The sequence below is a fragment of the uncultured Rikenella sp. genome, assembly GCF_947628055.1.
In the GTDB taxonomy this organism is placed as follows: Bacteria; Bacteroidota; Bacteroidia; order Bacteroidales; family Rikenellaceae; genus Rikenella.
The window spans coordinates 1-25,577 of sequence record NZ_CANQYJ010000024.1; the positions used below are offsets into that span (position 1 = coordinate 1).

At 53.7% G+C, this 25,577-nt stretch carries 26 protein-coding genes; 9 read left to right on the forward strand and 17 right to left on the reverse strand.

The annotated features are described in order from the left end of the window. The 4 genes from Q0Z93_RS03825 to Q0Z93_RS03840 form a co-directional block, all read left to right on the forward strand. Window positions 1-625 (forward strand): tyrosine-type recombinase/integrase (locus Q0Z93_RS03825; RefSeq protein WP_298062762.1); only part of this gene is annotated, 625 nt, incomplete at its 5' end. A 3-nt stretch (window positions 626-628) separates the two neighbouring features. Beyond that, window positions 629-916 (forward strand): ribosome-associated translation inhibitor RaiA, encoded by a 288-nt coding sequence (gene raiA / locus Q0Z93_RS03830; RefSeq protein ID WP_298062764.1) that lies wholly within the window; start codon window positions 629-631, stop codon window positions 914-916. A 92-nt stretch (window positions 917-1,008) separates the two neighbouring features. Next, window positions 1,009-1,473, forward strand: coding sequence for a dCMP deaminase family protein (locus tag Q0Z93_RS03835; protein ID WP_298062766.1), 465 nt, complete (start codon window positions 1,009-1,011; stop codon window positions 1,471-1,473). 208 nt (window positions 1,474-1,681) lie between these two features. Next, entirely contained in the window at window positions 1,682-2,413 is a 732-nt protein-coding gene (locus Q0Z93_RS03840) for a glycosyltransferase family 25 protein (RefSeq protein ID WP_298062768.1), read from the forward strand. Between the two features lie 66 nt (window positions 2,414-2,479). Here the strand turns inward: Q0Z93_RS03840 and Q0Z93_RS03845 are convergent, their stop codons facing one another. From Q0Z93_RS03845 to Q0Z93_RS03870, 6 genes are all read right to left on the reverse strand, one after another. Next, window positions 2,480-3,385: a hypothetical protein gene (locus Q0Z93_RS03845; RefSeq protein ID WP_298062770.1), complete on the reverse strand. Its 906-nt coding sequence runs from the start codon at window positions 3,383-3,385 to the stop codon at window positions 2,480-2,482. Continuing rightward, complete coding sequence (gene tsaB / locus Q0Z93_RS03850) at window positions 3,375-4,106, reverse strand: tRNA (adenosine(37)-N6)-threonylcarbamoyltransferase complex dimerization subunit type 1 TsaB (RefSeq protein ID WP_298062772.1); 732 nt, start codon at window positions 4,104-4,106, stop codon at window positions 3,375-3,377. Before tsaB ends, Q0Z93_RS03845 begins: the two co-directional genes overlap by 11 nt. An 18-nt stretch (window positions 4,107-4,124) precedes the next feature. After that, window positions 4,125-5,390: an efflux RND transporter periplasmic adaptor subunit gene (locus Q0Z93_RS03855; RefSeq protein WP_298062774.1), complete on the reverse strand. Its 1,266-nt coding sequence runs from the start codon at window positions 5,388-5,390 to the stop codon at window positions 4,125-4,127. A 208-nt stretch (window positions 5,391-5,598) separates the two neighbouring features. Further along, the gene (locus tag Q0Z93_RS03860) at window positions 5,599-6,927 is read right to left on the reverse strand and encodes a TolC family protein (protein ID WP_298062776.1); all 1,329 of its coding nucleotides are present in this window, start codon (window positions 6,925-6,927) and stop codon (window positions 5,599-5,601) included. Continuing rightward, the gene (locus tag Q0Z93_RS03865) at window positions 6,914-10,021 is read right to left on the reverse strand and encodes an efflux RND transporter permease subunit (RefSeq protein WP_298062778.1); all 3,108 of its coding nucleotides are present in this window, start codon (window positions 10,019-10,021) and stop codon (window positions 6,914-6,916) included. Before Q0Z93_RS03865 ends, Q0Z93_RS03860 begins: the two co-directional genes overlap by 14 nt. Next, entirely contained in the window at window positions 10,018-11,058 is a 1,041-nt protein-coding gene (locus tag Q0Z93_RS03870) for an efflux RND transporter periplasmic adaptor subunit (RefSeq protein WP_298062780.1), read from the reverse strand. Before Q0Z93_RS03870 ends, Q0Z93_RS03865 begins: the two co-directional genes overlap by 4 nt. 166 nt (window positions 11,059-11,224) lie before the next feature. Between Q0Z93_RS03870 and Q0Z93_RS03875 the strand changes: the two genes are divergently transcribed. Next, entirely contained in the window at window positions 11,225-12,109 is an 885-nt protein-coding gene (locus tag Q0Z93_RS03875; protein ID WP_298062782.1) for a helix-turn-helix domain-containing protein, read from the forward strand. A 94-nt stretch (window positions 12,110-12,203) separates the two neighbouring features. Here the strand turns inward: Q0Z93_RS03875 and Q0Z93_RS03880 are convergent, their stop codons facing one another. From Q0Z93_RS03880 to Q0Z93_RS03900, 5 genes are all read right to left on the reverse strand, one after another. Further along, the gene (locus Q0Z93_RS03880; protein WP_363291440.1) at window positions 12,204-12,521 is read right to left on the reverse strand and encodes a WYL domain-containing protein; all 318 of its coding nucleotides are present in this window, start codon (window positions 12,519-12,521) and stop codon (window positions 12,204-12,206) included. Between the two features lie 14 nt (window positions 12,522-12,535). Then, window positions 12,536-13,102, reverse strand: a complete 567-nt coding sequence (locus Q0Z93_RS03885) for a WYL domain-containing protein (RefSeq protein WP_298062811.1) — start codon at window positions 13,100-13,102, stop codon at window positions 12,536-12,538. Window positions 13,103-13,108: 6 nt separating this feature from the next. Continuing rightward, window positions 13,109-13,504: a hypothetical protein gene (locus Q0Z93_RS03890; protein WP_298062784.1), complete on the reverse strand. Its 396-nt coding sequence runs from the start codon at window positions 13,502-13,504 to the stop codon at window positions 13,109-13,111. 154 nt (window positions 13,505-13,658) lie between these two features. Further along, window positions 13,659-13,814 carry a hypothetical protein gene (locus Q0Z93_RS03895; protein WP_298062786.1) on the reverse strand — a complete coding sequence of 52 codons (156 nt, stop codon included), beginning with the start codon at window positions 13,812-13,814 and terminating at the stop codon, window positions 13,659-13,661. A 27-nt stretch (window positions 13,815-13,841) separates the two neighbouring features. Next, the gene (locus Q0Z93_RS03900; protein WP_298062788.1) at window positions 13,842-14,147 is read right to left on the reverse strand and encodes a hypothetical protein; all 306 of its coding nucleotides are present in this window, start codon (window positions 14,145-14,147) and stop codon (window positions 13,842-13,844) included. A 468-nt stretch (window positions 14,148-14,615) separates the two neighbouring features. Here Q0Z93_RS03900 and Q0Z93_RS03905 point away from each other — a divergent pair, with 468 nt between their 5' ends. Together Q0Z93_RS03905 and Q0Z93_RS03910 are read left to right on the forward strand one after the other, a co-directional pair. Further along, window positions 14,616-14,888, forward strand: a complete 273-nt coding sequence (locus Q0Z93_RS03905) for a hypothetical protein (protein WP_298062790.1) — start codon at window positions 14,616-14,618, stop codon at window positions 14,886-14,888. A gap of 252 nt (window positions 14,889-15,140) precedes the next feature. Further along, window positions 15,141-15,665 (forward strand): AAA family ATPase, encoded by a 525-nt coding sequence (locus Q0Z93_RS03910; protein ID WP_298062792.1) that lies wholly within the window; start codon window positions 15,141-15,143, stop codon window positions 15,663-15,665. A gap of 124 nt (window positions 15,666-15,789) precedes the next feature. Here Q0Z93_RS03910 and Q0Z93_RS03915 read toward each other — a convergent pair whose 3' ends face one another. Beyond that, on the reverse strand, window positions 15,790-16,590 hold the full coding sequence (locus Q0Z93_RS03915) for a phage integrase SAM-like domain-containing protein (RefSeq protein ID WP_298062794.1): 801 nt from the start codon (window positions 16,588-16,590) through the stop codon (window positions 15,790-15,792). Window positions 16,591-17,207: 617 nt separating this feature from the next. Here Q0Z93_RS03915 and Q0Z93_RS03920 point away from each other — a divergent pair. Beyond that, window positions 17,208-18,662: an ATP-binding protein gene (locus Q0Z93_RS03920; RefSeq protein WP_298062796.1), complete on the forward strand. Its 1,455-nt coding sequence runs from the start codon at window positions 17,208-17,210 to the stop codon at window positions 18,660-18,662. Window positions 18,663-18,689: 27 nt separating this feature from the next. Continuing rightward, the gene (locus Q0Z93_RS03925) at window positions 18,690-21,920 is read left to right on the forward strand and encodes a hypothetical protein (RefSeq protein WP_298062799.1); all 3,231 of its coding nucleotides are present in this window, start codon (window positions 18,690-18,692) and stop codon (window positions 21,918-21,920) included. Between the two features lie 51 nt (window positions 21,921-21,971). On the opposite strand, the gene Q0Z93_RS10125 is transcribed toward Q0Z93_RS03925, so the two are convergent. From Q0Z93_RS10125 to Q0Z93_RS03945, 5 genes are all read right to left on the reverse strand, one after another. Further along, window positions 21,972-22,208: a CHAT domain-containing protein gene (locus Q0Z93_RS10125; protein WP_363291442.1), complete on the reverse strand. Its 237-nt coding sequence runs from the start codon at window positions 22,206-22,208 to the stop codon at window positions 21,972-21,974. Window positions 22,209-22,237: 29 nt separating this feature from the next. Beyond that, entirely contained in the window at window positions 22,238-23,161 is a 924-nt protein-coding gene (locus tag Q0Z93_RS03930; protein ID WP_298062800.1) for an alpha/beta hydrolase, read from the reverse strand. Window positions 23,162-23,166: 5 nt separating this feature from the next. Next, a complete protein-coding gene (locus Q0Z93_RS03935) occupies window positions 23,167-24,087 on the reverse strand; it encodes a cation diffusion facilitator family transporter (RefSeq protein ID WP_298062803.1) in 921 nt (306 codons plus the stop codon). Window positions 24,088-24,225: 138 nt separating this feature from the next. Continuing rightward, window positions 24,226-24,897 carry a (d)CMP kinase gene (gene cmk / locus Q0Z93_RS03940; protein ID WP_298062805.1) on the reverse strand — a complete coding sequence of 224 codons (672 nt, stop codon included), beginning with the start codon at window positions 24,895-24,897 and terminating at the stop codon, window positions 24,226-24,228. A gap of 8 nt (window positions 24,898-24,905) precedes the next feature. After that, the gene (locus tag Q0Z93_RS03945) at window positions 24,906-25,559 is read right to left on the reverse strand and encodes a LysE family transporter (protein ID WP_298062807.1); all 654 of its coding nucleotides are present in this window, start codon (window positions 25,557-25,559) and stop codon (window positions 24,906-24,908) included. Window positions 25,560-25,577 lie beyond the last annotated feature (18 nt).

Genomic DNA, 25,577 nt, shown 5'->3' on the forward strand with positions numbered 1-25,577 from the left:
GCCGCGCCATCCGGCTCTGCTGCCCGCTTTCGTGGAACAGAGCCGGATGGCGCGGCTGGTCGCAGTGCTGGAGGAACCCTCCGACGAATACCCCGTCGAACGGGACGCCATGGTGGTGCTGATGCTTTATGCCTGCGGCCTCCGGCGGGCCGAGCTGGCCTCGCTCACCTTGCAGAGCCTCGACTTAGACGCCGGAACCGTGTGCGTGATGGGCAAAGGAGCCAAAGAGAGGCTCGTGCCGCTGCTTCCTGCGGTGGTGTCCCGATTGGAACACTATTTGCAGGTCAGGAAGAACGAAAAGATTTGCGAAGAAGCCGAAAATTGTCTATTTTTATCCAATAAAGGCAAAGGCCTCTCCGCCATGGGAGTTTACACGATCGTGAAAGGATACCTGTCGCTGGCGGGGGTGCAGGGGAAACGTTCGCCGCACGTGCTGCGGCACACGTTCGCCACCCACCTGATGCAGCACGGAGCTTCGGTGCGAACGGTGCAGCAGCTTTTGGGGCACGCCTCGCTGGCCGCCACCCAGATCTACACCCACAACACGATCGAGTCCTTGAAAGAGACCTATAACCGGGCCCATCCCAGGGCGCTTTTAAATACTAAGAAAACACAAGGAGAATAAGGTATGAACATTCAAATTCAATCCGTGAAGTTCGATGCAGACCGGAAACTGCTCGATTTCGTACAGCATAAGGTGAGCAAGCTCGACCGCATGATCGACAACAGCACGGGGGCGGAAGTGACCCTCAAATTAGACAAGGACGACGACCAGGGCAATAAGGTGGCGGTGCTGAAACTGTCGGTGCCGGGGAACGGGCTGGTGGCCGAGCGGCGCAGCAAGTCGTTCGAGGAGTCGATCGATCTGTGCGTGGATGCGATCAAACGACAGATCGAACGGTACAAGGAAAAATAGCCGCCGCTCTTTATTCAGGATGAGACAGATACCCGGCAAGCATGCGGCGGAACTGCGGTTCCGCCGCATGCTGCCTTGATTCGAGCTTTTCTATGGGATACCAGGAACAGAAACAGCGGCTGTTGGACAGCCGGTATATCCGCATGGCCCGGATCTGGGCCGAGAACTCCTACTGCGTGCGGCGGCAGGTGGGAGCGCTGCTCGTGCGGAACAAAATGATTATTTCCGACGGCTACAACGGCACGCCGCAAGGGTTCGAGAATATCTGCGAGGATGAGGCGACGGGGCTGACCAAGCCCTATGTCTTGCATGCCGAGGCCAATGCCATCACCAAAGTGGCTCAGTCGAACAACAGCTCGTCGGGGGCGACGCTCTATGTGACGGCTTCGCCGTGCATCGAGTGTGCCAAGCTCATTATCCAGGCGGGGATCCGGCGCGTGGTGTTCTGCGACGACTACCACTCGCAGGACGGCGTGGAACTGCTGCGCAGGGCCGGGATCGACGTGGTGCAAGTGTCGGAGCAGGGCGAATGCGCCAGCATAGACGGACGGGAATAGAGTATTTGCGTCAGATTATTGGCGAACGGCACCCCTCTTCGACTGTTTTTCTGGGGGGCAGGACGGACGAGCGGGGGCGGGGCTGTGCTGCAAAATCGACAGCTTTATGCCGGCGGGGCGGTCGTACTCCTCTCGCCTCGGGCATTGGCATATCCTGACCGCATAGCTCCTGACCCTGTTCGCGCAACATAACGGCATAAAAACAACTATGGAGCAGTTTCCAAAAATATTCGTCTTGCACGTCAAAACCGGCTATGAGGACCGGGCGCGCCATATCGAAAAGATGACGGCGAAACTGGGACTGTCGTTTGAATACATGCTGGACGGGGACATGGGCGATCTGACACAGGAGGGCATGGATCGTTTTTTCGCTCCTCCCATGAACACCGTTTCGGCGGCGACCTCTTGCGGGATGAAGCATCTGTTGGTTTACGAGCGGATCGAAGCCGAGTGTCCGGACGGGGCGGTCGTTTTGGAAGACGATATTTTCCTGAACCGGCGGTTTCTGGAGATTCTTCCCCGTTCGATCCGGCAGGCGCGGGAATTTTCGGGCGGAAAACCGTTTTGGATCGGGTACGAGGCCACTTGCCTGAAATTCATTCCCCGGAGCCGGCGCAAAAAGGGAGTTGTGGCTTATCCGGCCGATGAGATTCAATGCGCCGGAGCTTATTATGTCACTCAGGAATGCGCAGCCCTGCTCAGGCGGCTTACGGCTGAACAGAAATGTTCCGTGCCTTACGACTGGTTCGTCACTTCCCTCCACCGTCAGGGAGGTTTCGACATTTATTGGACGCATCCGGTAACGGCTGTCCAGGGTACGCATACGGGCCGGATGCCCTCTTCGATCGGAAATTCGGTCGACAGTCAGTGGCGGCTTTGGGTGCGGGTCAAACGTCCGCTGACCGCGTTTTACAAACAAATCGTCAGCTGGTTCCGCTGATTCGGGCGTTTCCCCGAAACGGGCTTCCGTCTCCCTAAGCAAGAGAAACGGCCCAGGCCCGCGTTTTCACCGCAGAGGTTCTCCCGTCAACTGCCGGTCGATCAGAATCCCCTTGAAAAAACGTTCGGCTACCAACAGTCCTTCCGGCTTCGACCGAGGATAAGCCACCATGAAATACCAGACCGTGTGTCCGTACTGCGCCATCAGCGCCCGGAACTCGAACGCTTCTACGCCTAACAGATAGCTTCCCGACAAGCTCCGCGCCTTCAGGTTCGGAATGGAATAGTCGTTGCGGAAAAACTCGAATCCCTGCAAATCGTTTTCCTGCAACATGTTCAGCAGAATCTGACGCGTGGCGATGTCGCGGTTCACGCCGAAATCCGGCCGGTAATCGATGCGGCTGGCCGTCACGCTGATCGTCCCCGGCTCGGCCCACCGCCGGCTGACGGCGCCGAGCACCACTTGCCGCTGGGCCGTGTCCGCCGTCAGCCGGTCGTTCTCCCGCTGCAAGGAGTCGGCCGAGAAAGCCGCCTCTTTTTCGAGCGGGAACGGAAACTTGAGCGTCGCTCCCAGATCGTCGTAATAACTGATCCGCCAGGCCTTGTTCAGCAGCGCCGTAATCGACGCGCTGCGATTATACCGGTTCCAGGCCCAATAACCGCCCGTGCCCAGCACCGTGACTAACACAGCGATCCCCAGCGCCAGGAATGCCCGCCGCGCCGCCTTGCCCCGCACGATCGCCCGTCCGATTTTCCGTTGCAGGCGCACACCTTCGAGCGCGGTGCCGCTCACCGCCAATCCGCCGAGGTACTCTTCGTAGCTGCGGCCCGGATTGCGTTTGCTCCATTCGGCGAAACTGTTGTCCATTTTGCGCTGGCAGGAGGGACAGAAAACCATGTACTGCGACTTGATCTCCACCAGGCGGCCGCAGTGATTGCATTTGATATAGTGCATCCCGCTTCTATTTGGCATGATCCGTCAGCCCCAGCGCATTCCGTTTGCTCCGGGTCACCACGAAATCTTTCAGATAATAAGGCTCGTAGTAAGCCGTATCGACGAACTCCCCGGCATGGAAAGCCGCTTCGGCCAGCGTCGCCAACCCTCGTGCCGACGAAGCCACCCGCACATATTTCGCCTGCGGCAGCAGCTCGGCGCATTTCTGCGCTCCGTTCCCGAACACGAGCAGTTCCCGCCCCGATGCGAGAATGTCCGCAAAACTCTCTTTCGTCAGAATATGGGCGCGCGTCTCCCCCTGGGGAACGAGCGAAGTGTCGAACAGCCGGGTATAAACTTCCATGCGCCGCGCATCGATCATCGGGGCCAGCATGGCTGTCTGCGGATTTTCTATGTCGATGATCCCCGCTTCGTACTCTTCCATCGCGATATTGGCCAATGCTTTGAGCGAATCCACGGCAATCAGCGGCCTCTTCAGGGCATAGCACAGGCCTTTGGCCGTCGAGACGCCGATCCGCAGTCCGGTATACGATCCCGGCCCGCCCCCGACCGCCACGGCGTCCAATTCGTCGGCGTTCAGATCATTCTCGCGCAGCACCTCGTCGATATAGACCCCCAGGTTATTGGCGTGTGTCCGCCCTTCGCTGCCGCTCTCGCGCAGCGAGATCATCTTTCCGTCTTCGGCCAGCGCCACCGAGCACACTTCCGTGCCGGTCTCTATGGATAGTATCAGTGCCATTTATCGGTTCAAGGTAAGTTATCGTTCCGTGGTCGCGGCCTCCGTCAGCGAGACGACCGGCTGCACCTGCTGCCCGTCGGTCAGTTTTTTGGAGATCGCCGTGAAAGGTGCTGTCACCACCTGTACCGTCGTGTCGATCCCCTGGCCCGAGACTTCGATGAATTGCTTGTCCTGGATGCCTGTCTTCACCGGCAGAATCCGCACCTGCGAGCTGTCCGCCCGGTAGGCGAAAACCACTTCTTTGTTTTCCGCCCCCGGCCGCGTGGTCACAGCCTGTATCGGTACCGACAGCGTATGCCGGGTGTCGGTCTGAATGTCCACTGTGGCCGACATCCCCGGCCGGAACGGCGACAGTCCCTGTACCGCGTCGCCGTCTTGCACCAGATCGGCGTATGATTCCGGCAGGATATAGATCCGGACTTCAAAATTGGTCACTTGATCCGACGATGTTGTCCCGCTGCCTGTCGCCGTGTTGGCGATCCGGGTCACCACCCCTTTGAATTTTCTCCCTATGTAGGCGTCTACTTCGATAACCGCCGTGTCGCCCAATGCCACCCGCACGATGTCGTTTTCGTTCACGTCCGCCCGGACTTCCATCTGCGACAAATCCGCGATGCGCAGCATCTCGGTTCCTGCCATCGTCGCTGTCCCCACCACGCGTTCGCCCAGCTCTACGTTCAGTTTCGATATGGTCCCGCCGCTGGGGGCGAAGATCGTGGTTTTGTAGAGGTTTTCCTCTGCTTCTTTCAGCGAGGCTTCCGCACTGCGGATATTGAATTCTGCCGTCCGTACCTGTGCCTGCAAGGAGCGGTACTGCGCTTCGGCACTCTGGTAGTCGGCTTCCGGAATCGCTTTTTGCTCGAACAGCTGTTTCTGCCGTTCGTAAGTCTGCCGGGCGAGCATCAGCTGCGAGCGTGCCTGTTCTAACTGCGCTTTCGACGAGTTGAGTGTGGCTTCGGCTCGTTCCTGCATCGACTGGTAGGTGTCGGGCTTGATTTTCAGCAAGAGCATCCCTTTCTGCACCTGCTGTCCTTCCTCGATGTTCAGCTCGACGATTTCGCCTGACACGTCGGGCGAAATTTTCACTTCGCTCACCGGCTGCACTCGACCGTTGGCCGAAATAAGTTCCACAATCGTCCGCACTTGAGGCTTGCCTAAGGTCACCTGTTCGAGCGGCTTCGGCCACAACAGTCCGCTTTTCTTGCCTGCGACCAGCAGAAGCACGATCAGCAGCAGTGATCCCCAGATGATCAGTCTCCGTTTTTTCTTATTCTTTTTTGCCATATAGCGTTTATGTTCGATATTCTGTCCCCTTGTGAGTGACTTGTTCACAGAAAGAACAGTCACTCACGGCACCGTGCTAAATAAGCCTACCGTTAGATATTGGGGTTCCGCGTCAGCGGCCAGCCCGGAGCCACTTCATCAGAAAATCCCGCACCCAAACGACCCGTAAAACAGACCCAATCAGGGCCGGAGCAAATAGACACCCCAGTCATCGCCCCGTCGCCAAACGATACCTCGTCCGCTTCACCCGATACTCCGCTTCCGCCTCCGTCAGCCGGTCGCACCCCTGCTGCAACAGCGTTTGGGCATCTAACAAATCGCTCAGCGACACCGTCCCCGCCCGGAAATAATCCTCATTCAGCCTCAAATTTTCCTCCGCCGAAGCGATCGACCTTTTCGCCAGCAAAATCTGTTCGTAAGCCTCCCGCAACTCATTCCAGCACTGCGAGATTTCGACCTGCATCAACTCCACCGCCTGCCGGCGGTCATTTTCCGCCTGCCGGCGCTTGAGCTGCTCCCGTTTCACCGCATGCGAACCGCCCCACCAGCCCGAGATCGGCACCGACACACTCGCGAACACCATCCCGAAATCATTATCCTGCCCCGTCAAGTCATGATACAAATATCCGGCCCCGATCCCCACCGTCGGCATACTCTTTCCGCGCGTCATCCTCACCTGCTGCCGCGCCGCCTCGATCTGCCGGTCCAGCAACAGCGCCTCCGGCCTCGCCTCCGCCGCCTCAGCCGCATCCACATACCACCCCTCCGGCACCTCCGAAGTTCCGATCTCCTCCGCCGCAATGTCGAACGGCTCCGAAAGCGGCACCCCCACATACTGCGCCAGCAGCAACAGCGACACCCGGATCCCGTTCTCGATCTTCAGACGATTGCTCTCATTCTCCTGCTGTTTGAGCTCCACCCGCAACAGATCGTTCCGCGTCGCGATCCCCGCCCGGATCGCCGCCTCCACATCGCTCCGGATCTGCGCCACCTGCCGTTCCGCCGCCTCGATCGTCCGCAGCTTGCCCCGCAGAGCGACGACCTGCCAGAAATAACGTTCGACCGTCTCGTTCACTTCCCGCTCCGACACCCGGAGCTTCAGCTTTCCCGCCTCCTCGCCGATCCGCGCCAGCCGGTTCCCCGCCGCCACCTGCCGCCCCGCAAAGACCGGTTGCAGCGCCGTGACACCCCCCAGCAAGCCGTGTTTCATCATCCCGATCCCCAGCGGCGGCAGCTCCAGCCCCAGAATCGGCAGTTCGAGCGGCACCGACAGCCGCAGCATGTCATGGCTCGCCGTGAAAGCCATCCCCCCCGCACTCACCGTCGGGAAATAGCGCGTGAAAGCCTCCTTGCGCGTCTGCACCGCCAGCTCGGCATCCAACCGCCCGTTTTTCATCTTATGGTTATTCTCCAGCGCCAGCGTCCGGCACTGCTCCAGCGTGTACGCCGCCTGCGCCCGCACCTCCGCCGGCCCCGGAAAACCGCCCCCGCCGACCGCAACAACGGCGAAGATACAAAAAAGACTACGCTTGATCATAAAGTTGTTTCGTTTTGAGCTTTACGTTTCCGAAAATCTTCCAGTACGTGACCGGCAGCACCGTCACCACCAATATCATCGACACCACCGTCCCGAAACAGATCACGATCCCCATCGGCGTCCACAGCGAACTCCGGCTGATGATCATCGGCACCACCCCCACAGCCGTAGTCGCCGACGTCAGGAAGATCGGCATCATCCGCCGCCGCCCCGCATCGTACGCCGCCTCGCGTGCCGGGATGCGTTTCTTGATCCGCAGATCCTCGGCATGCTGGAACATGATGATCGCATTGCGGACGATGATCCCCATCAGACTGATCAGCCCCAGCACGCAAGTCAGTCCGAACTCCGTCCGCGTGAGCCGCAGTCCCAGCGCCGCCCCCAGCAGACAGAGCGAGATCGACACCAACGCCACCACCGAAATGCTCACCTTCTTGAAATTGACGAGCAGGAAAAGGAAGATGATGAACGCCGCCGCCGAAATGCCGCTGATGATCGGCCCCGTGATCTCCGCATCGCTTTCGACCGCCCCGCCGTACTCATATTCCACCCCCTCCGGCAGCGTCTGCGCCTCGACTATCCGCCGCACCTCCTTGAACGCCTCGCCCTCGTTGCATCCCCGCCGCACATCCGCCATCACGCTCAGCGTCCGCACCCCGTTTCGGCGCACGATCTGCCCCTCGCTCCACGCCGGTTCGACCGAGGCGACCTGCCGCAGCGGCACCGACACCCCCGGCACCGCCGTCGCAATGTACTGATCGCCGATCCGCTCGATCGCCGCGCTATCCCCGTCCGCTCCGTCCGCCTTCAGCACCACCGCGAGCGGATAATCCCCCTCCCACATCGTCCCCGCCGGGAAGCCCGAATAACAAGCCGCCAGCTCCGTCTGCGCCACCGCCCGGTCGATCCCCAAGCGGGCCGCCTCCACCGGATCGAGCCGCACCGCCACCGTCGAGAGCGGCTCCTCGTAATTGGTATGCACCCACACCAAGCCGTCCAGCCGCCGCATCCCCGCCATCAGCGTATCCGCCGCCTGTTTCAACGCCGCGATGTCGCCGCCCCGGAACCGCACCTCGATCGGCGTGGTGAGGTTCTGGTAGTCGAGCTGTTTGAACTTCACATAAGCATTCGGGAAGCGATCCGCCCAAGCGTTCGCATACTCGTCCAGCAGCCCCCGCGTCGCCTCGACCGACTGCGTATTGACGATGAACTGTGCATAGTGTTTCGACGGCAGGTTCGGCGCATAAGTCGCCTGGAACCGCGGCGAGGCCGTCCCGATGAACTGCGTCACCGACTTGACCCGTTCGTCCGCCGCCAAAGTCCGATAGACACTGTCCGCCACCGCTTCCGTCCGTTCCAGCGCCGTCCCCTGCGGCAGGAAAATCTCCACGGCGAACTGATCCCGGTCGGCGAACGGCATCATCCGCACCTTCAGCCCTAACAGGATCGAACAAGCCAGCACCACCGTCATCACCCCCCCCAGAATCGTCAGCTTCGGCCAGCGGAACGTCCAGTCCAGCACATAGCCGTACCCCCGTTCCACCCGGTCTAACATCGAACCGCGCCGTTTCTTCTCCAGCCGTTCCGCAGGACGCTGCTTGAGCCCTTTCTTGATGAGCAGGTACTCCAAAAACGGGATGAAAATCATCGCCAGCACTAACGAAACCATCAGCGAGATGGTCACCGTCCACGGGAAATCCTCCAGAAAATCGCGGAACTGCCCGGTCATCGTCACCAACAGCGGGAAGAAGATGATGCAGATGCAGAGCGTCGCCAGGAAGATCGACCCGAAATAGTTTTTCGCGCTCGCCACCGCCGCATACCAGCGCGACATCCCCCGATCCAGATTCTCGAGATAAGCGTCCACCACGATGATCGAATTGTCCACGATCATCCCTAATACCATGATCAGCGCCGCCAGCGTCGCCGTATTCAGCGGGATGCCGGTCATGTACATGATCCCGATCGAGATGAAGATGCTGATCGGGATCGACGTCGCCGCCACGACCGCCGACCGGAACGGGAAAAGCACCATCATCACCAAGATCACCACCGCGATCGACACCAGCAGGTCGCGCACGAACGACGTCACGGACTCGTCCACCACCTTCGGCTGGTCGGCGATGCGTTCCACCTCCACATCGTCCGGCAGCGAAGCCTCGAACGCCGCCAGCACCTCGTCCACCTCCCTGCCGTACTCCACGATGTTGTTCCCCTCGCGCATCTCCATCGACAGGATCACCGCCTTGCGTCCGTTGTTGGTCACATAGCTGTCCGGCTCGTCATACTCGCGTTCGACCCGGGCCACATCCCGCAAGCGGATGACCCGGCCGGCCGGGTCGCTGTAGACGATCTGCTCCGCAATCTCGTACTCCGAATCGTACACCGGCACGAAACGGATCGGCAGCTCCTGCCCCTCCGCCTCGACCGTTCCGCCCGCCGTGGTGAACCCCTGCGCGAACAGCCGCGCCATCAGCGCCCGCTGGTCCAAGCCGTAAGCCGCCAGCTTGTCCGGATCGAACCGGACCGTGATCTGCTCCTTCTGCAACCCGTACCGCCGCAGGTTCGAGACCGACTCGATCCGCCTCAACCGCCCCTCGAGGTCGTCGAGATACCCCTCCAGCTCGCGGTAAGTCTTGTCCTCCGACTGAAGCGAGATCAGCAGTGCCGAGGTGTCCCCGAAGTCGTCATTGACCACTAACGCCAGCACCCCCGCCGGCAGCTGCATCTTGAAATTCGCCACCCCGTGCTTGATTTTCGACCACACCTCGTCCTTGTCGTGCACCTCGTCGTTCAGCTCCACCATCGCATAAACCATCCCGTTCTGCGACAAAGTGTAAGTCTTGGCTTTATTGACCTCCTTGTAGGTAAAGAGGAACTGTTCCAGCGGTTTGGCCAACTGCTCCTCGACCTCCTCCGACGTGGCGCCCGGGTAGACCCCGACGATCAGCCCCTGCCGGATCGTAAACGGCGGGAACTCCTGTTTGGGCATCACCACCAGCCCGTAGATCCCCAGCACCACCAACAGCCCGACGATCAGGAGCATGATCCGGTGGTAGCGCATGGCAGATTCGATGATTCCGATTCGTTTCATAGCACTTCGACTTTCATCCCGTCACTCACTTTCTGATAGCCGTCCGTGATGACCAGCTCGCCGCCCGACAGACCGCTCGCGATCACCACGCCGTTCCGCGTCAGCCCCCCGACCGTCACCGGCACCTTCGCCACCCGTCCGTCGCGCACGCACCACACGAACCGTTCGCCCTGCCCCGTCACCTGCACCGCCCGGTTCGGCAGCACGATCGCCCGCGCCGCAGCGTCCCCCGCCAGTGTGACCCGGCACACCATGCCCGGCATCAACGCCCCGTCCGGATTGGTCAGCGGAATCTTCGCCTCGTAAGTATGCGACACCGGATCGGCCTTCACCCCCTTCTCCCGCACCGTTCCGTCATACGTCTTACCGCCCAGCGCCGCCACAGCGACCCGCGCCTGCCGCCCCGTCCCGACCGCCGCGATTTCGTTCTCCGGCACCGGAATCTTCACCTTGACGGCATCGGTTTTCAGCAGCGTAAAGACCGCCTGCCCCGGCATCACATTCTCGCCCGTTTCGACCGACCGTTTGCCGACCACCCCGGCGAAAGGAGCGACCAATTTACTATCCTCTAAATTTTTGCGCGCCACCTGCTCCATCGACCGGGCCTGCTCCAGCCGGGTCTGGGCCTCGACATACTTGATCTCCGGCAGGCTCCCGTTGTCGTAGAGCATCTGCAGCCGTTTCATGGCATCCTCCGCCTGCGCCAGCGAAGCCCGCGCGCTCTGATGGATACTTTGCAGATTCCGTTCGTCGAGCCGGGCCAGCACCTGCCCCGCCCGCACCCGCTGCCCCTCGTCGGCGGTCAGCGCAGTCACCGTGCCTTGCAGCGGAAAACTGAGAACGGCGGCCGATTCCTCTTCGACCACCCCCACATATTCGCGTCCGTTCTCCGCCGCCGCTCCGGCCGCCGCCGTCACGGTCTGCACGGGAATCGCCCGTTCCCCGCCGGTCTGCGGGCCGGACGAACATCCCGCGACCGTTATCGCTCCGGCAACGACCCCGAACAGGCGCCCGGAAATGTTGAATCTGGAAAACATAACTTTACTGTCATTAAAAGTCGTTGCAAAGTTGCGGGAAAAACCAGCCCGTTTAAAGTACCGGATTTCGAGAGTGATGTTCTGAAAGTCGAAAAATCGGCCATATCCTACCAATTATTGCCCCCGAAACTCTATATTTGATTCAAAAATAAAGAATTTCAGAACAATGACCGGACTTGCCAGCATAACGATCTCGCAACTGAGACAGACCGTCGGGTACCAAGACGGCGGAGACGACGAGGTGATGATCGTCTCTCCGGACAAATCGACGGCATGGGAGCTGTTCCGCTACCCGTGCCGGTTAGATGCGGTCGTGATCGCCCTGTGCACCGCCGGCGAGGGGCGGGCGACGATCAACCTGAAGGAGTGCGACGTGTCGCCGGACATGATCGTAGTGAATCTGCCGGAGAACATCATCCGGATCGACCGCGTCAGCGACGATTTCCGGGGGCACATCATCGTCGTGTCGCTGGATTTCCTGCGCGAGGCGCGGATCGACCTGAAGAATGCGATCCCGATCTACATCCACCTCAAGAACCATCCGGCGCGGAGCCTTGCCCCGGAAATCGTCCGGCGCTTAGAGGAATTTTACGACCTGATCCGGGAGTGCGCCGAAGAGCCGCAGAGCCGGTTCCGCCCGGAGATCGTCAAGGGGCTGGTGAGGGCGTTCCTTTACAAATGCTGCGACCAGCTCACCCATCTGCCTGTCGACGAAGAGCGGTCGGTCAAGAGCCGCCGGGAGGTGTTTTTCCGCCAGTTCGTCGAACTGCTGACGCAATATCACAAAAAGGAGCGGAGCGTAGGGTTCTATGCGGACAAGATGCACATCACGCCGAAGTACATGTCGTCGCTGATGAAAAAGATCACGGGCCGGTCGGCGGCGGAGTGGATCGACGAGTATGTGATCCTGGAGGCGAAGACGCTGCTGAAGTATTCGGGTCTGAGCATTCAGGAGATCGCTTACGAGTTGAATTTCTCGACGCAGTCTTTTTTCGGGAAATACTTCAAGCAGCACACGGGCATGTCGCCGGGGCAGTACAAAATGCAGTGAATGGCAATCGGGATTCCTTTTGTCCGGTTCGCAGCGATCGTCATGTCGTAACCGGCCGAACAGCCTCGATCTGGAGTGCAGGTACACCGTTTATTTATTTGACCCGTTCCGGGGTGAAATATCGTTCCGCGAACCGTCCGAAATCCAACATTTCCGGCACACTGAACGTAGCCCAAAAGAGTTCCGGGTCCTCTGTTCTATTCGCAATGTCGAAAATGTGCAGATGGTCTTCCCGATCGAATCCGAACAGATACCACCTGCCGCCGATCTCTTTCAAACCGAACGGGGCAACACAGGAATAGGACTCGTGATTCTCTTTCGTGCGGTAGATGAACTCGATGACCGTCCATTTGCGCATGGCATCGATAAGTTCGGCAAATACCGGATGGTCGTTCAGAATATTTCCGAGGATGCGGGATTAGAGGGTCATGGTATGGGAACGATATGGTTGTCCTGTAAATCACTCCCGATATTTTTCATCCGCTCGCGCAGCCACAGCGGTTCGAGCACCTCCATCCCGCCGTCGGCATTCACGGCATGTGTCAGCAGCTCCTGCTGGAAATCGACCGTGGGGCGGAGCCGGTATTCAAATACAGAGCTCTCCTCCGTAATTTCGCTTTCGGTCTGCGAGGCGTGCAGTGGCAATGTCCTCACGTAATCCCGCTGAATGCCGCCGATGCGCACCCGCACTTGTTCGATGTCGTATTCCTCGTCGACAATGATGCCGAAACTGTCGGCGAAATAGCTGTGCGCGTCGAAATCGGCCGGCAGCTCGAACGGGTGCTCCGTCTGGCGCAGCGCCTCGATGCGGTCGAGCCCGTAGATGCGAATCCGGCCGTCGCTCACGCTGCGGGCGACTAAATACCAGCGTTGGCGAAAAACCTTGACGCAGAAGGGCTCCACCTCGAAAGTGGAAGCCTCCGTCCGCCAGAAGCTGCGGTAGGTGAGTTCGAGTGTCCGGCTGTCGCGCATCGCTTCGATGACTGTCGTCAGGAACCGCTACCCCGAGGGGATCTCCTCGAAGAGAATCCGCCGCTTGAGGTAGTGGCTCTCGTTGATGAGGTGATTCACGGCGAACGTGTTGAGCAGCCATGTCCGCACGCCGCTCTGCTCCATGTCCTCGGCATGTTCGATGTAGTAGACATAGCCGTTGCGGCGGTCGCAGGCGATATCGATGTCGAACATCTGCTGAATGGCGTTCTTGTGGTTGTGGAATGTCTTGATCGGCAGCTCCTCGCCCGTGTCGTTGAGCGACGAGCGCAGCCACCGCTCGTTGATCTCCTCGAACGAGATACGCCCGGCCCGGTAGATCGTGTCGACCAGCCAGACGTAGCGGTTGAACAGTACGCCGGCATTGTTCTTCGACGACGAGCGGCCGTTTCGTGTCTGTCCCATATTCGTATTTTTTTAGTCATTGGTTTTTACGCATTTCGTGATGCTATTGACCGGATTTGATGCCGAATAGGCTTTCAGCCATTTCTTGCAATACCTTTTGCATATCGAACGGCAGATTCGGGGCGGCAGTGTCGCAGACCGGATCGGGTACTTTTCATGCGGCGATTTCGCGGGCGATCTGCCCTTTGCGCTGTTCCACGATTTCGCGCCATAACCGCGAATCTTGCAGTTCGGATACGGGGATATACTCCTTGTACCGCTCTAAAAACGCACGGTCGTAGAGTTTGTTACAGTCGTAACGGTCGATCAACTCCCGCCAGTCCCAGCGGTCGATGAATCAGTCGATCAGGCTGCAAGTCATTTCGACGTCGCAATTGCGCGAGAGCTCGCTCCAGTCCCAGCGATCCTTGAAGCGCTCGAACATCTCGGCAGTCAGAATGCTTTGGTGTCCGCTGCGCGAAAGAGCCTTCCAGTCGAGTTTGTTGCGGAATTTCTCCAACATCGACGCCGTCCAAAGCATGGTGCTGTTCTCCGACACCTCGTCCCAGTCCACCTTGTCCTGATACTTTTCGAGCAGCTGCTCGCTCCACGCAAATTCGCCGGAAAGATCTTTCCACGCTGCATCGTCCATAATCTGCGACATGAAGTCGCCGTCTCAATTTTTCGTTGCCATAATCTCGTTTTTTAAGTTTCAGAATGCAAAGGTACGAGGCAACATCTGCCAAATCGAGGCACATGTTGCGAAACATAAGAAAATTATTTCCATTTCGTATCCGATTGAAAATATCGCGGGCAGGCCTCCGTTTTCGTGTCATCATGGAAAGAATCATTTCCGAATGCATCTGCCGCCTGCGATAGAATGCCGGGAATGAAAATTTCGTGCAAATGCGATGCTGTGCCATTATTTGGCATATTCCGATGTAATCTTTGCATCGTCAAACAAAACGAAAAATGGAAACGAAACAGCAAAACGATTGCAAGAGGCCGTCCGGATCGACTGAGATGACCCTGTTGTCGGCAATCGAACAAATCATCGATTGCGCAATCGAGAAAAATCGGCGATGATTTTTATGTACTCATGGAACAACCGCTCGCGTACCTTGCCCATCGTATGGACATGACCACGGAGCAGACGCTCGTATTTTCGTTTTTCATGGAAAAGAGCTCGAACAGACGAATCTATATCAGCGAATTTTCCGAAATGATCGGATGCCGCAACATCCGCATCGTGGCCTCGATGAGCGAAACCAACAAACTGAGCAAACGAGGATTCGTCCGTCATTACAAAGATGATAACGAAAATATTACTACCATGTTCCGTTCGACGTCCTCGAGGCAGTCAAAGAAGATCGCGTGTTCACCCCGAAGCCCATCTCCGGTTTAACCTCAGACGAATTCATCGAGGCTCGACGAGGTTTTCGGAAATGGTTACAACAGCGAAAGGGAACAGCTCAAAGAGCTCGACTGTTTGGTTGGGGCCAATCCGCAACCGCCGTTCTGCCAGGCCGTCAAAAAATACGGGTTGAACGGAGACTTTCCGTTCCTGATGTTGTGCATGTGTGCCAACAGACTGCTCAACCACGACGACATGATAGGCGAACACGATTGGGAGAATTATTTCAAAAACAAAAGTCACTTGAGAAGGATTAGAACGGAACTGAAAGACGGCACTTATCCGCTGTGCCGTCATCATCTCATCGAGCCGCGCAACGACGATGGAATCGGCGACATGTGCTACTTCCACCTCACCGATGCAGCCAAGCAGGAGTTATTCCCCGACATGGATTTATGCGCGAAACAGTTCGAATCGAGCAAAGAATTGGTATCCCATACGACATTTGCCCCAAAACAGCTGTTCTACAGCCCGACCGTGCAGATGCAAATCGACCAGCTGGCCACACTGCTTATGCCCGAACGGTTCAAAACCATCCAGTCCCGCCTGGCAGAGAGCGACATACGCCAGGGCTTCGCCTGCCTGTTCTACGGTGCCCCCGGTACGGGGAAAACAGAAACCGTCAATCAGCTGGCGCGTATGACCGGACGGGATGTGATGCCGGTCGACGTATCGAAAATCAAAAGCTGCTGGGTAGGCGAAAGCGAAAAAAACATCAAGGCGGCATTCAGCCTCTACTGCAAGTATATCGAAAAGTGTGGTGGGTAATATGTTTAGTCATGCCAGCATCTTTCGCCCAATGTCCTATGATGTCGTTGAGTGAAGAAGGGATATTGTCAAAGACGGTATCCGCTCCTGACTTGTCGCCCCGTTCTGGCAACCACTTCATTGCCTACTTCGACAACGGAATATAGACCATCTTCTCCGTCTTGTACATCTTCACTCCGAGCGTATATGCACCGTCCTGCTGCGAGAGGTCGCACCAGCGCAGACCCCGAACATCGCTTAACCGCAATCCAGTAAAACAAGTAAACAGAAATACTTGCCGTACAACAGCACTCCTGCACAGTGTGTCAATCATCCGCTTCAACTCCTCGATAGTGAGATACTCCCGCTTATGCTCATTACCACGCTTTACTCGTTCTTCACTCTCAAAGAGATTATAAGGGTTTATCGCTATCCGCCCAATACTCACGGCATAGTTCAGCGACGAGGAAAGCATACCCACCAAATTAAAGATGCTCTTTTGCGATAACGGTTCTCCGTTGCGCATACGATACTCCCCACGCAGATAGTCTATAAATCCGAGTAGAAAAGGCTTGTCCACCTGTTCCAATGTTGCATCGGGCGCATACTCCTGCAAACGCAGTTTGATAGAGGTTATACTGTGCAGGTCATCGACGCCGCGTCGTTCTAAATAGGTATAATAGGTGTCGAGCCACGAGGACAACAATGTACTGCGCCGCTCCTGCTCCTCAATCTGCGAGAGTTGGGCGGACAGCATCGCCGACTGACGCTCCCGAAGGATTGCTTTGGCCTTGCGCAGAATAGAAGCATTTGCACGCTTGATGCGCACGGTATTTTCCGGTTCAAGATAGAGCGAGAGGAATTCCCTGCGGTGTTTGCCGCCCTCGCAGTAGTCGATATAAAGGGATTGCCTACCGCCTGCAAGTACCTTGTTGTGCAAAGTCATCGTTCCGGCAAGTAATACACTATGTTTTATCTTTCCCTCTTTTTTGCATTGTCGCTCAAGTCATTTATTCGATGTAAAGACATGTGAATTTTTCCTAAATAAGTAGAGGCAAGTGACAAAAAGACATAAAATGTGATTTTTAGATAAATACACCTAAAAGACTGTACTTTTATAAACATTAATATAACATTATATTACAAAATTTATTTTCATATTTTTAGCTCTTGTTTTTATTATAATGGATATTAGGCTCATAGCCATATAATAGTCGTATTTGTATTGTATATCAGTTGAATATATCTGTTATAATAGGCTGTAAGTAACAAATATTTTTCAACTCTGCACATTGCAGGCAACCGAAAAAAATCCGCAAAAATTAGTCGACATAATATAATAATAGTAGTATATTTATATACTACTATGGAATGAGAATATAATTTCCCATAGGTTCCTATCTTACGCCAAAAGCACTAAATTAGTCTAACTAACACAACAACGCAATGCCATTAGATCGTTTTAGTGCAATTTTATTTTACTGGTTCAAACAAAAGCATTACCTTTACACTCGTAATAAGATGCCGAGATATAGGTTGTATCAATTAGAAGATTAGAAGATTATGAAAAAATTTTTCATCGGGCGAGAAATGGAGCAGCAGCAACTGAAAAATTATATCAACTCTGAGCAGTCCGAGTTTATCGCCGTGTATGGTCGCAGGCGTGTCGGCAAGACATTCCTCATACAGCAGGTCATAGGCGATGATTATGCCTTCTATGTTGCCGGTATGAACAACGTCAGTCTGCGCATTCAACTGAGTAACTTTATGCAGGGCATACGGAAGAAATGCCCTGATGTTCGCCCCGTGAAAACTTGGCTCGATGCGTTTATCGCACTGGAAACCTACCTCGAATCACTACCCGAGGGTCGCAAGATTATCTTCATCGACGAAATGCCATGGATGGATACGCCGCGTTCCAACTTCATCAGCGGATTGGAGCATTTCTGGAACTCGTGGGCTTCGTGGCGCAGCGACATAAAACTGATTGTATGCGGCAGCGCAACTTCGTGGATAATCAACAACCTCATCAAGAATCGCGGCGGCCTTCATAATCGCGTAACACACAAGATTCCGCTCAAACCGTTTGCGCTGAAAGAATGTCAAATGTATTTTGCAGCGCGAGGATTTCGCCTGTCTACAAAACAGATAGCCGAGTGTTATATGGTGTTAGGTGGTGTGCCATTCTACCTGTCGAAGATGAATAAGGGCGAGAGCGTTGCGCAGAATATCGACAGGCTGTTGTTTGCAGAAGATGGCGAATTGTGCGACGAGTTCCAGAATCTATATAATTCGCTCTATAAAAACGCGAGGAACCATATTAAGATAGTAACGGCACTTGCGGCGAAAGGCAAAGGCTTGACACGAGGCGATATTGTCAAACAGACAAAATTGGCCAACAACGGGAAACTTACTTTGATGTTGGAAGAGTTGGAGAGTTGCGGGTTTATTCGCAGTTATGAGCCGTTCTTGGCGAAGCCTGCGCGAGCTCGCAATCGGGTGGCTGACGGATATCAAAGTCCGGATACATTGTATCAACTTGTCGACCACTTTACACTGTTCCACTTTCAGATAATGAAGAAGGCTGTAGCGCACGACCCAAATTATTGGTCGAACAGCCAGAACTCGCACACATATAGTGTATGGAGCGGATTGTCGTTTGAAATGCTGTGTCTGAATCACGCCGAGCAGATAAAAATGGCGTTGGGAATATCGGGCATTATTTCGAATGTCGTTTCGTGGTTCGGCAAGGGCGATGAACGGAAAGCACAGATAGATATGCTTATCGACCGCGCAGATAAAACAATCAATGTATGTGAGATGAAATTCTACAATCGCCCCTATGCAATGACAGCAAAGGATGAAGCGGATATCGAACGCAAAGTCTCATCATTCATCGAAGCGACCAAGACCGACAAGAATGTTATCGTTACGATGATAACCGCCAAAGGCATTGAGCAAAACGAGCATTCGAGCTGTATACAAAAAGAACTAGTACTTGACGCTCTATTTAATTAGACAGCTTCATTAATAATATGCCGACTTATGGTTCAGTTCTCAGAAATACAACAGAAACAAATAAAGGAAGAACGTAAGCGCAAAGAGCGTCGCGAAATGTTACTCGCAGCTCGTTCTAAAATAATGAATGGTATTGAGCGCAATAACAATCGCAGCAGTGAACGCGCAATATGGGAATTAATGCAAAACGCTAGAGATTTATCCAATCATGCAATAACCAAGATAATGCTATCATCCGACAGCATTACATTTTTCCATAAGGGTGAACCATTTAATCTAGATACTTTGTCTAATCTGGTAAAGCAGCAAAGCACGAAGAAAGATGATGATGATACTACTGTTGGACAATATGGGACCGGTTTTATGTCTACCCATATTTTTAGCAAAAAAGTCTATATCAGCGGTGATTGCCGTATAGAGTGTGACGATACTTGTATGTATGTGCCGCTACCCAATGGTTTCTGTTTGGATAGAAGTTCTAATAACGAAGACGAGTTTATCCATGAAATGGATCGTGAGCTGTCTATAGTCGAAGCTCTTATTGGTGAGCCAGGAAATACTACTCCCGGAGAGTGGACAAGTTTTAAATATCTGTTATCTTCTGACAAGATAGAAAAAATATCAAAACAGATTGAGACAACATCTAAATTGATGCCGTATGTAATGGCATTTAATGACAGGATAGCAGAATGCTCGATAGATAATTTAGGGAATTACATCTCATTCAAAAAAGAATGCTGCAATATTTCTATCGACTCCAAAGGCTGTAAAAAGATAGAAACCAAAATCCATGTCAGAAATGAGAACTCGGAAGATGATATAAACGTGCACTCATTAGAGTCCAATGACGGCAAGGATATAATCATCATTCCGCCTCTGCCAATTGGTTTTGATGATACATCAGTTATACCAAGCCAATTTATATTTTTCCCGATGTTGGGCACTGAAAAATGGGGAACTAATTTTATTTTTCACTCCTCGCGTCTTTATCCGGTAGAAGAAAGAAACTCGTTTTTTATCCCCAAGGAAGACGACAATGTAAAGGCAAAATATACCCATAACGAACAAGTTTTAAAAGAGATGATAAATATGCTGTTTGCATATTACAGGAGCAACAGCCAGGAACAGTGTCTACCAATAGACTTTGCCGCAATTGATTTTGGATACAACGGGGACGATGACGTGACAAAAGCATTTTATGATAATTTACAGAGATGCTTTGCAGATGAGTTCGCGGAATGGAAGATGATACCGACAAGACGCGGTTATTTATCAATTAAGAAGGATTTCGAATGCCGCGTCCTGGATGAAGAAATATACCTGCATATTGACGACGAAAAAATGAAGGAATACATACCTTCGATCATTAAATACATACCTTCGGAATATATGATGCCGAACAAGGATATCATTGAATGGTCTAAAATTGTCAAGAAATGGGCGCCAGAAACCGAAGAGTATTACCTGACTATGGAGGAAATATGCAATAATGTTGCAGCAGAAGATGCAAGCTTATACACATTGTTGCGCTTTATAAAAGATTTAGGTGCAAAGGGAACAGAACTCCTTGAAAGTTGTGCTTTGATTCCCAATAGAGAAGGGCAACTAATGAAAATAGGCGATTTACGTAATGGCGAAAATATAACGGATGCATTGTATGATATTGCAAAACCTATTTTAGGCGAGGAGAAAGATAAACTTATAAATACGAAATATGCCGGATTGTTTGCATCTTCTCTATCTGCATATACACGGAGTGATTTGCGTAATGAGATTAAGTCTATCATAGATGATTATCGGGACCAAAGTCTGAAACATAAATATTATGGTATTGATCTTGTGCTATTAAGCGATGAGGTAATTAAAGCCTTAATTAAGTATTGTTCAGCATTTGATACTGTCTCTCCAACTGATTATCGAGCCAGATTGTTAGAAACAATATGTGATTTGTATGATATAACGTTCAATCCGATATTTATTCCACAAATTGAAGATGACAAACCTGATTTGTATTCAACAAGTTTTAAATTCCTTGTCGAGCACACTATATTTATGCTATCGCAACAATCAACGGAATGGCTGAAAACTGAACATCATCGAGAGTTATTATATCAATTTGTCGAAAAATGTTTTGATACCGAGGATGAAGAAAGATTAGAGGATTTAAGAGGTTGGCTCAAAAAATATGGCATTATCCCCAACCAATTGGATAAGTTATGCAAGTTGGACGATGATTTGAGGGAGAACAAGTCTATTGATGAAGACTTGCAGGAGCTGTATAAAAGAATATTCGACACGGATTTGAAAGGATTTTTTGTCGCTTTGGATTTTGCTGTGTTATCGCAATTGCAATTATCAGAATACACACCGCAAGAAGTCGGAGCTGAAATTGAAAAACATTTTGAAGAGGAACTGGATAAACCACGTCTCCAATCAAAAGAGATATTGGTTATTCTCAACCATCTGGATAGTGGTTGGGCAGATTATTTCAAACATATATCTATCAGACGTGAAGAACTTTATTATAAGTTCGGAAGCGATGATGATAGGAGTGCTCTTTTCCAAATTCAGATGCAGGGAAGCGATAAGTTGCATAGAATGGCAGAACTTATTAAGTCTGAACATTTTGATGAAATAATGGAGAGGGCAGAGCAATTAGTGGTTCAGGCACAAGAAAGAAAGCAACAATTCGCATTTACATATGCAATAGGGAAACTGTTGGAAGATTTTACTAGGAATGAGATAAGTACAGAATTAACATGTGTATATAACAAAGATGAAAATTCAATATATGCCGATGATGTTCAATGCGGACAAGATATTGTTATTAGGTATAAGGATAAGCCTTTGTACTATATTGAGTGTAAGACGAAATGGAATTTCAACGAACCGGCTCATATGTCCTCTCTGCAAATGAGGCAGGCGGTAGAAAAAGCTGGTAGATATGCTCTATGTTGTATCGATTGTACCAATACCACTGGATGCGCTATTTCTCCGAATGCGACAAAAGATGAAGTGATAAAATCACGCACGAATATATTGCAACATACATATGTACATCGGAACTTGAATGAAGTTTTTGGTGACATCCTCAAACCGATTATCAGCCATGAAAAAGAGCCATTTGCAGAAGATAAAATTAGAGTAAATGGGGATTTCTCATGCAACATTCCTAAAAAAGTGTTTGCAAATGGACAGCCATTTAATACATTTATTACAGATATGCTGCAATATTTGAGGGATGCAATATCAAATTAATGCAATGCTTAACTATTGAAACAATACGATGTGAATATATAAAGTAATTCTTTAGTCCAAGATTACAAATCCGGTCCAAAAGTAAGGCGAAGAGTATTCCTCGCGGATTTGTTTTTGAGATACAGCGAAAGCACGATGAATCTCCATACCGCTGAGCCAGTTGTTGTAAAAGAGTTGCATCAGCTTTGAGGTCGCCTCGTCGGGAACTTTCCACAAACTCATTATCAATGATTTTACACCGGCTAACTTGAATGCTCGTTGCAGACCGAATACACCTTGATATGCAATTACAACAAAATAGCCTCAAACACTCTATTTCATTTCAATGCCAGCCAGTCGAATACGACCCTGAACGCCTCAGCTCGCACCTCTTGCGCCGAAAGGAACAAATCGTGCATCCCGCCCCGAATCTGCACATAAGTCACATCCGCACCTAAGTTCGGCGCCAGACGCCGGATATCCTCCACATTCAAGACCGAATCCGCCCGCAGCAGCTCGTCGCTCCACTCTTTTCCGAAAAACGACCTGTCCGAACTCATCACCAGCACCGGCACCCCGATATGCAAGCCCCGCCGGACACGCCGCTGGCCATCCCGCACAGCCCTCAACCAGGAGAAATAAAGCGGAATTCCCTCGATCGGTTTCATCCGCGTATCGAAATCCCACTCCCCGTGGAAATCCCGGTGCACACTCTCGGCATAGAGCGGCGACAGTTCAGATCCCGTGTGCGCGAACGGCAGCACAAGACTGACCCAAGCCGCCAGCGGAATCTGAACATGTTTCTTGAACCACGTGGTGTTGAACTCCAAGAACGGGCTGTTCAGCACCGCACACTTCACCGCTTCCCGTTGTGCAACAGGCCCGTCGTCGGCATACAATGCAGCCAGCAAGCCCCCGGTGGAATGGCCCAATAAAACCACCTCCTCGGCTCCGTCACTTACGATGTGCCGAATACTCTCCGTCAAGTCCGGATAATATTCGTACATCGACCGGGCGAAATCCGGGTGCTGTCCCTCCAAATACGAATGCCCGTACTTGCGCAGCTCCACGGCATAGAACCGGTAGCCTTGCGCCACGAACTCCCCGGCCAGGTGTTCCTGGAAGAAGTAGTCGATATAGCCGTGGATATAGAGCACCGCCCGCCGCGTATCCCGAGCCGGGAACGGCGCCCGGATCAGCGTGGCGACCACCGGCCCGTCGTAATCCGGCGGAAAGTTCAGAGTATGGTATTCAAAATCCATAGGCATCAGTGCGAGCAGTGGGTCAGACCGCAGTCCTCGCCCTCCGTTTCCAGCTCCACCGTAGCATGATCTATGCCATTACGGGCGCAAACCGTCCGGATTTCTTCTTTGAGTTTGACCTGCGCCCCGCAGTCGAGCGGCTTTGCCGTCACCACATGCAGCGTGCTGATATTCCGCTCCCCGTCCAAGCTCCACAGGTGCAGGTCGTGGATCGACTCCACCTCCGGCAGCGCAACGATCTCCGCTTCGAGCTTGTGCGCATCTATATCCGAAGGCGTATGCTGCAACAGCACCCGGAACGTGGCTTTGAGGTTCCGGTAGACGTTGTAGAGCACCCAGCACGAGATTCCGATCGACAGCAGCGGGTCGAGGATCGGCACGTAGACGAACAGCATCACGACACTGACCACCAGTACCGCGATCCAGCCTAACACGTCCTCCATCATGTGGAGCATCACGGCACGCTCGCTGATCGAGCCTCCCTTGTGCAGCCGCAAGGCCGCGAAGCCGTTGACCAGCACGCCGAACACCGCTAACCACAGCATCCCCTGCGCATTCGGTTCCTGCGGCGCCAGGATGCGCCCGATACATTCCTTCATGATAAAAACGGAGCCCACCAGCAAGACCGTGGAAATAAACAGGGCTCCCAGCAGCGAGAACCGTTTGTAGCCGTAGCTGTACTGCGAGTCGCTGGGCCGCTCGGATACTTTCTGCAACCGCCATGCCACGGCCAGCGACAAGCTGTCGCCGAAGTCGTGGAATGCGTCGGAGAGGATGGCGATACTGTTCGTCCACAGCCCGCCCGCCAGTTCGACGACGGCGAAACCGAGATTGACGAAAAAGGCGACGGCGATATTCCCCGTCGCCGCATGGTCATGCACATGGCCGTGCATATGGCCATGTCCGTGCGAATGATTGTGTTCCATGTCTTGTCGTTTACTGGCTTGTTCGGTTGATCGACAGGCGGGCATTGCGTTCTTCGCCTGCATTCTTGAGGAGGCCGAACAAGGCGCGCAGGCCCGGCCCCCGATGCCATCGGGCGCGCGCCGGATTTCTATAACCGACTATTCAAAACGTTTCAGTTGTTCGTCCATCCACTCCATCTGCTGCTCGACTGTCATATAACTGTTGTCCAGCAGCACCGCATCCCCGGCCCGGCGCAGCGGCCCTACCTCCCGTGTCTCGTCCTGCCGGTCGCGGTCGCGGATATTCTGCTCGATCTCGGCCAGCGACACCTCTTCGCCCTTGGCGATCAGCTCCTTGTATCTGCGTTCGGCCCGCACATGCGCGTCGGCTGTCATGAAAATCTTCAACTCCGCATCGGGAAAAACCACTGTTCCGATGTCCCGTCCGTCCATAACGATCCCTCTGGCCCGTCCCATTTCCCGCTGCATCGCTACCAGTTTCTCCCGCACCTGCGGAATGCGGCTCACCGCGCTCACCCGGCCGCTCACGTCGATCCGGCGGATTTCCGTCTCCACATTTTCCCCGTTCAGGTAGACATCGCTGCGCCCCGTGGCCGGGTTGAAGCGGAATGCGATATGCACTTCCGGCAATGCCGCTGCCAACGCCTCCGGATCGTCCGCGATTCCGCGCCGCATGGCAAACAGTGTCACTGCCCGGTACATGGCTCCGGTGTCGATGAATATATAGCCTAACTTCGCTGCCACTGCTTTGGCGAAGGTGCTTTTTCCTCCCGACGAGTAGCCGTCGATGGCTATGATAATCTTTTTCATGTGTCGTTTTAAGGTAATATCTTCTCCACTGGCCCCAGATTGACCACGAGGCTCAGCACCAACAGCACTCCGAACAGAATAATGACCGATCCCGTAATCTTGTTGATCCACCACAGGTGCCGCAGCCGGAACCGCTGGCGCAGTTTGTTGACGGCATAGGTCAGTGTAAACCACCAGCACGAGGCTCCTGTCAGCACGCCGAGGATCAATAGCAGATTGACTGCCGTGGAATGTCCTTCGCTGCTGATGCCCAAGGCGGCGAATAGGGTGATGAAAACGAGAATGTAGGCTGGGTTGGTGAGTGTCAGGAAAAAAATGGAGAGGCAGTCGCTGAGCAGGCTGCTTTTGGTCTGCCGCCTTTGGCTGGCCCGTCTGACTCGTTTGTAGAAGATGGAAAAACCGAGCACTATGATTAGAATCCCGCCGATCGCTGTGAACCAGTGTTTGTGGGCTTCCATAAAGTCGGTCAGAAAGGAGAGCGAGAAAACGGCTATGGTGGCGAATATCGTATCGGCTGCGGCTGCTCCCAAGCCTGAAAGAAAACCTGATTTCTGGGTGCCGTTCAAGGTGCGCTGGATACAGATCACGCCGATCGGCCCTAATGGCACGGAGGCCAAAAAACCGACTAAAAGCCCTTGCACAAGAAAAAACAGTGATCCCATATCCTAACCTCATTCCAT

What these genes read in the sequence shown, in the direction of transcription:
- Q0Z93_RS03870 (WP_298062780.1), bottom strand. Translation starts at nt 11,058, where the DNA reads ATGTTTTCCAGATTCAACATTTCCGGGCGCCTGTTCGGGGTCGTTGCC.
- Q0Z93_RS03915 (WP_298062794.1), bottom strand. Translation starts at nt 16,590, where the DNA reads ATGACTTTGCACAACAAGGTACTTGCAGGCGGTAGGCAATCCCTTTAT.
- Q0Z93_RS03840 (WP_298062768.1), top strand. Translation starts at nt 1,682, where the DNA reads ATGGAGCAGTTTCCAAAAATATTCGTCTTGCACGTCAAAACCGGCTAT.
- Q0Z93_RS03875 (WP_298062782.1), top strand. Translation starts at nt 11,225, where the DNA reads ATGACCGGACTTGCCAGCATAACGATCTCGCAACTGAGACAGACCGTC.
- Q0Z93_RS03905 (WP_298062790.1), top strand. Translation starts at nt 14,616, where the DNA reads ATGGACATGACCACGGAGCAGACGCTCGTATTTTCGTTTTTCATGGAA.
- Q0Z93_RS03835 (WP_298062766.1), top strand. Translation starts at nt 1,009, where the DNA reads ATGGGATACCAGGAACAGAAACAGCGGCTGTTGGACAGCCGGTATATC.
- Q0Z93_RS03860 (WP_298062776.1), bottom strand. Translation starts at nt 6,927, where the DNA reads ATGATCAAGCGTAGTCTTTTTTGTATCTTCGCCGTTGTTGCGGTCGGC.
- Q0Z93_RS03845 (WP_298062770.1), bottom strand. Translation starts at nt 3,385, where the DNA reads ATGCCAAATAGAAGCGGGATGCACTATATCAAATGCAATCACTGCGGC.
- cmk (WP_298062805.1), bottom strand. Translation starts at nt 24,897, where the DNA reads ATGAAAAAGATTATCATAGCCATCGACGGCTACTCGTCGGGAGGAAAA.
- Q0Z93_RS03900 (WP_298062788.1), bottom strand. Translation starts at nt 14,147, where the DNA reads ATGTCGCAGATTATGGACGATGCAGCGTGGAAAGATCTTTCCGGCGAA.
- Q0Z93_RS03930 (WP_298062800.1), bottom strand. Translation starts at nt 23,161, where the DNA reads ATGGATTTTGAATACCATACTCTGAACTTTCCGCCGGATTACGACGGG.
- Q0Z93_RS03920 (WP_298062796.1), top strand. Translation starts at nt 17,208, where the DNA reads ATGAAAAAATTTTTCATCGGGCGAGAAATGGAGCAGCAGCAACTGAAA.
- Q0Z93_RS03935 (WP_298062803.1), bottom strand. Translation starts at nt 24,087, where the DNA reads ATGGAACACAATCATTCGCACGGACATGGCCATATGCACGGCCATGTG.
- tsaB (WP_298062772.1), bottom strand. Translation starts at nt 4,106, where the DNA reads ATGGCACTGATACTATCCATAGAGACCGGCACGGAAGTGTGCTCGGTG.
- raiA (WP_298062764.1), top strand. Translation starts at nt 629, where the DNA reads ATGAACATTCAAATTCAATCCGTGAAGTTCGATGCAGACCGGAAACTG.
- Q0Z93_RS03865 (WP_298062778.1), bottom strand. Translation starts at nt 10,021, where the DNA reads ATGAAACGAATCGGAATCATCGAATCTGCCATGCGCTACCACCGGATC.
- Q0Z93_RS03855 (WP_298062774.1), bottom strand. Translation starts at nt 5,390, where the DNA reads ATGGCAAAAAAGAATAAGAAAAAACGGAGACTGATCATCTGGGGATCA.
- Q0Z93_RS03945 (WP_298062807.1), bottom strand. Translation starts at nt 25,559, where the DNA reads ATGGGATCACTGTTTTTTCTTGTGCAAGGGCTTTTAGTCGGTTTTTTG.
- Q0Z93_RS03890 (WP_298062784.1), bottom strand. Translation starts at nt 13,504, where the DNA reads ATGGGACAGACACGAAACGGCCGCTCGTCGTCGAAGAACAATGCCGGC.
- Q0Z93_RS03925 (WP_298062799.1), top strand. Translation starts at nt 18,690, where the DNA reads ATGGTTCAGTTCTCAGAAATACAACAGAAACAAATAAAGGAAGAACGT.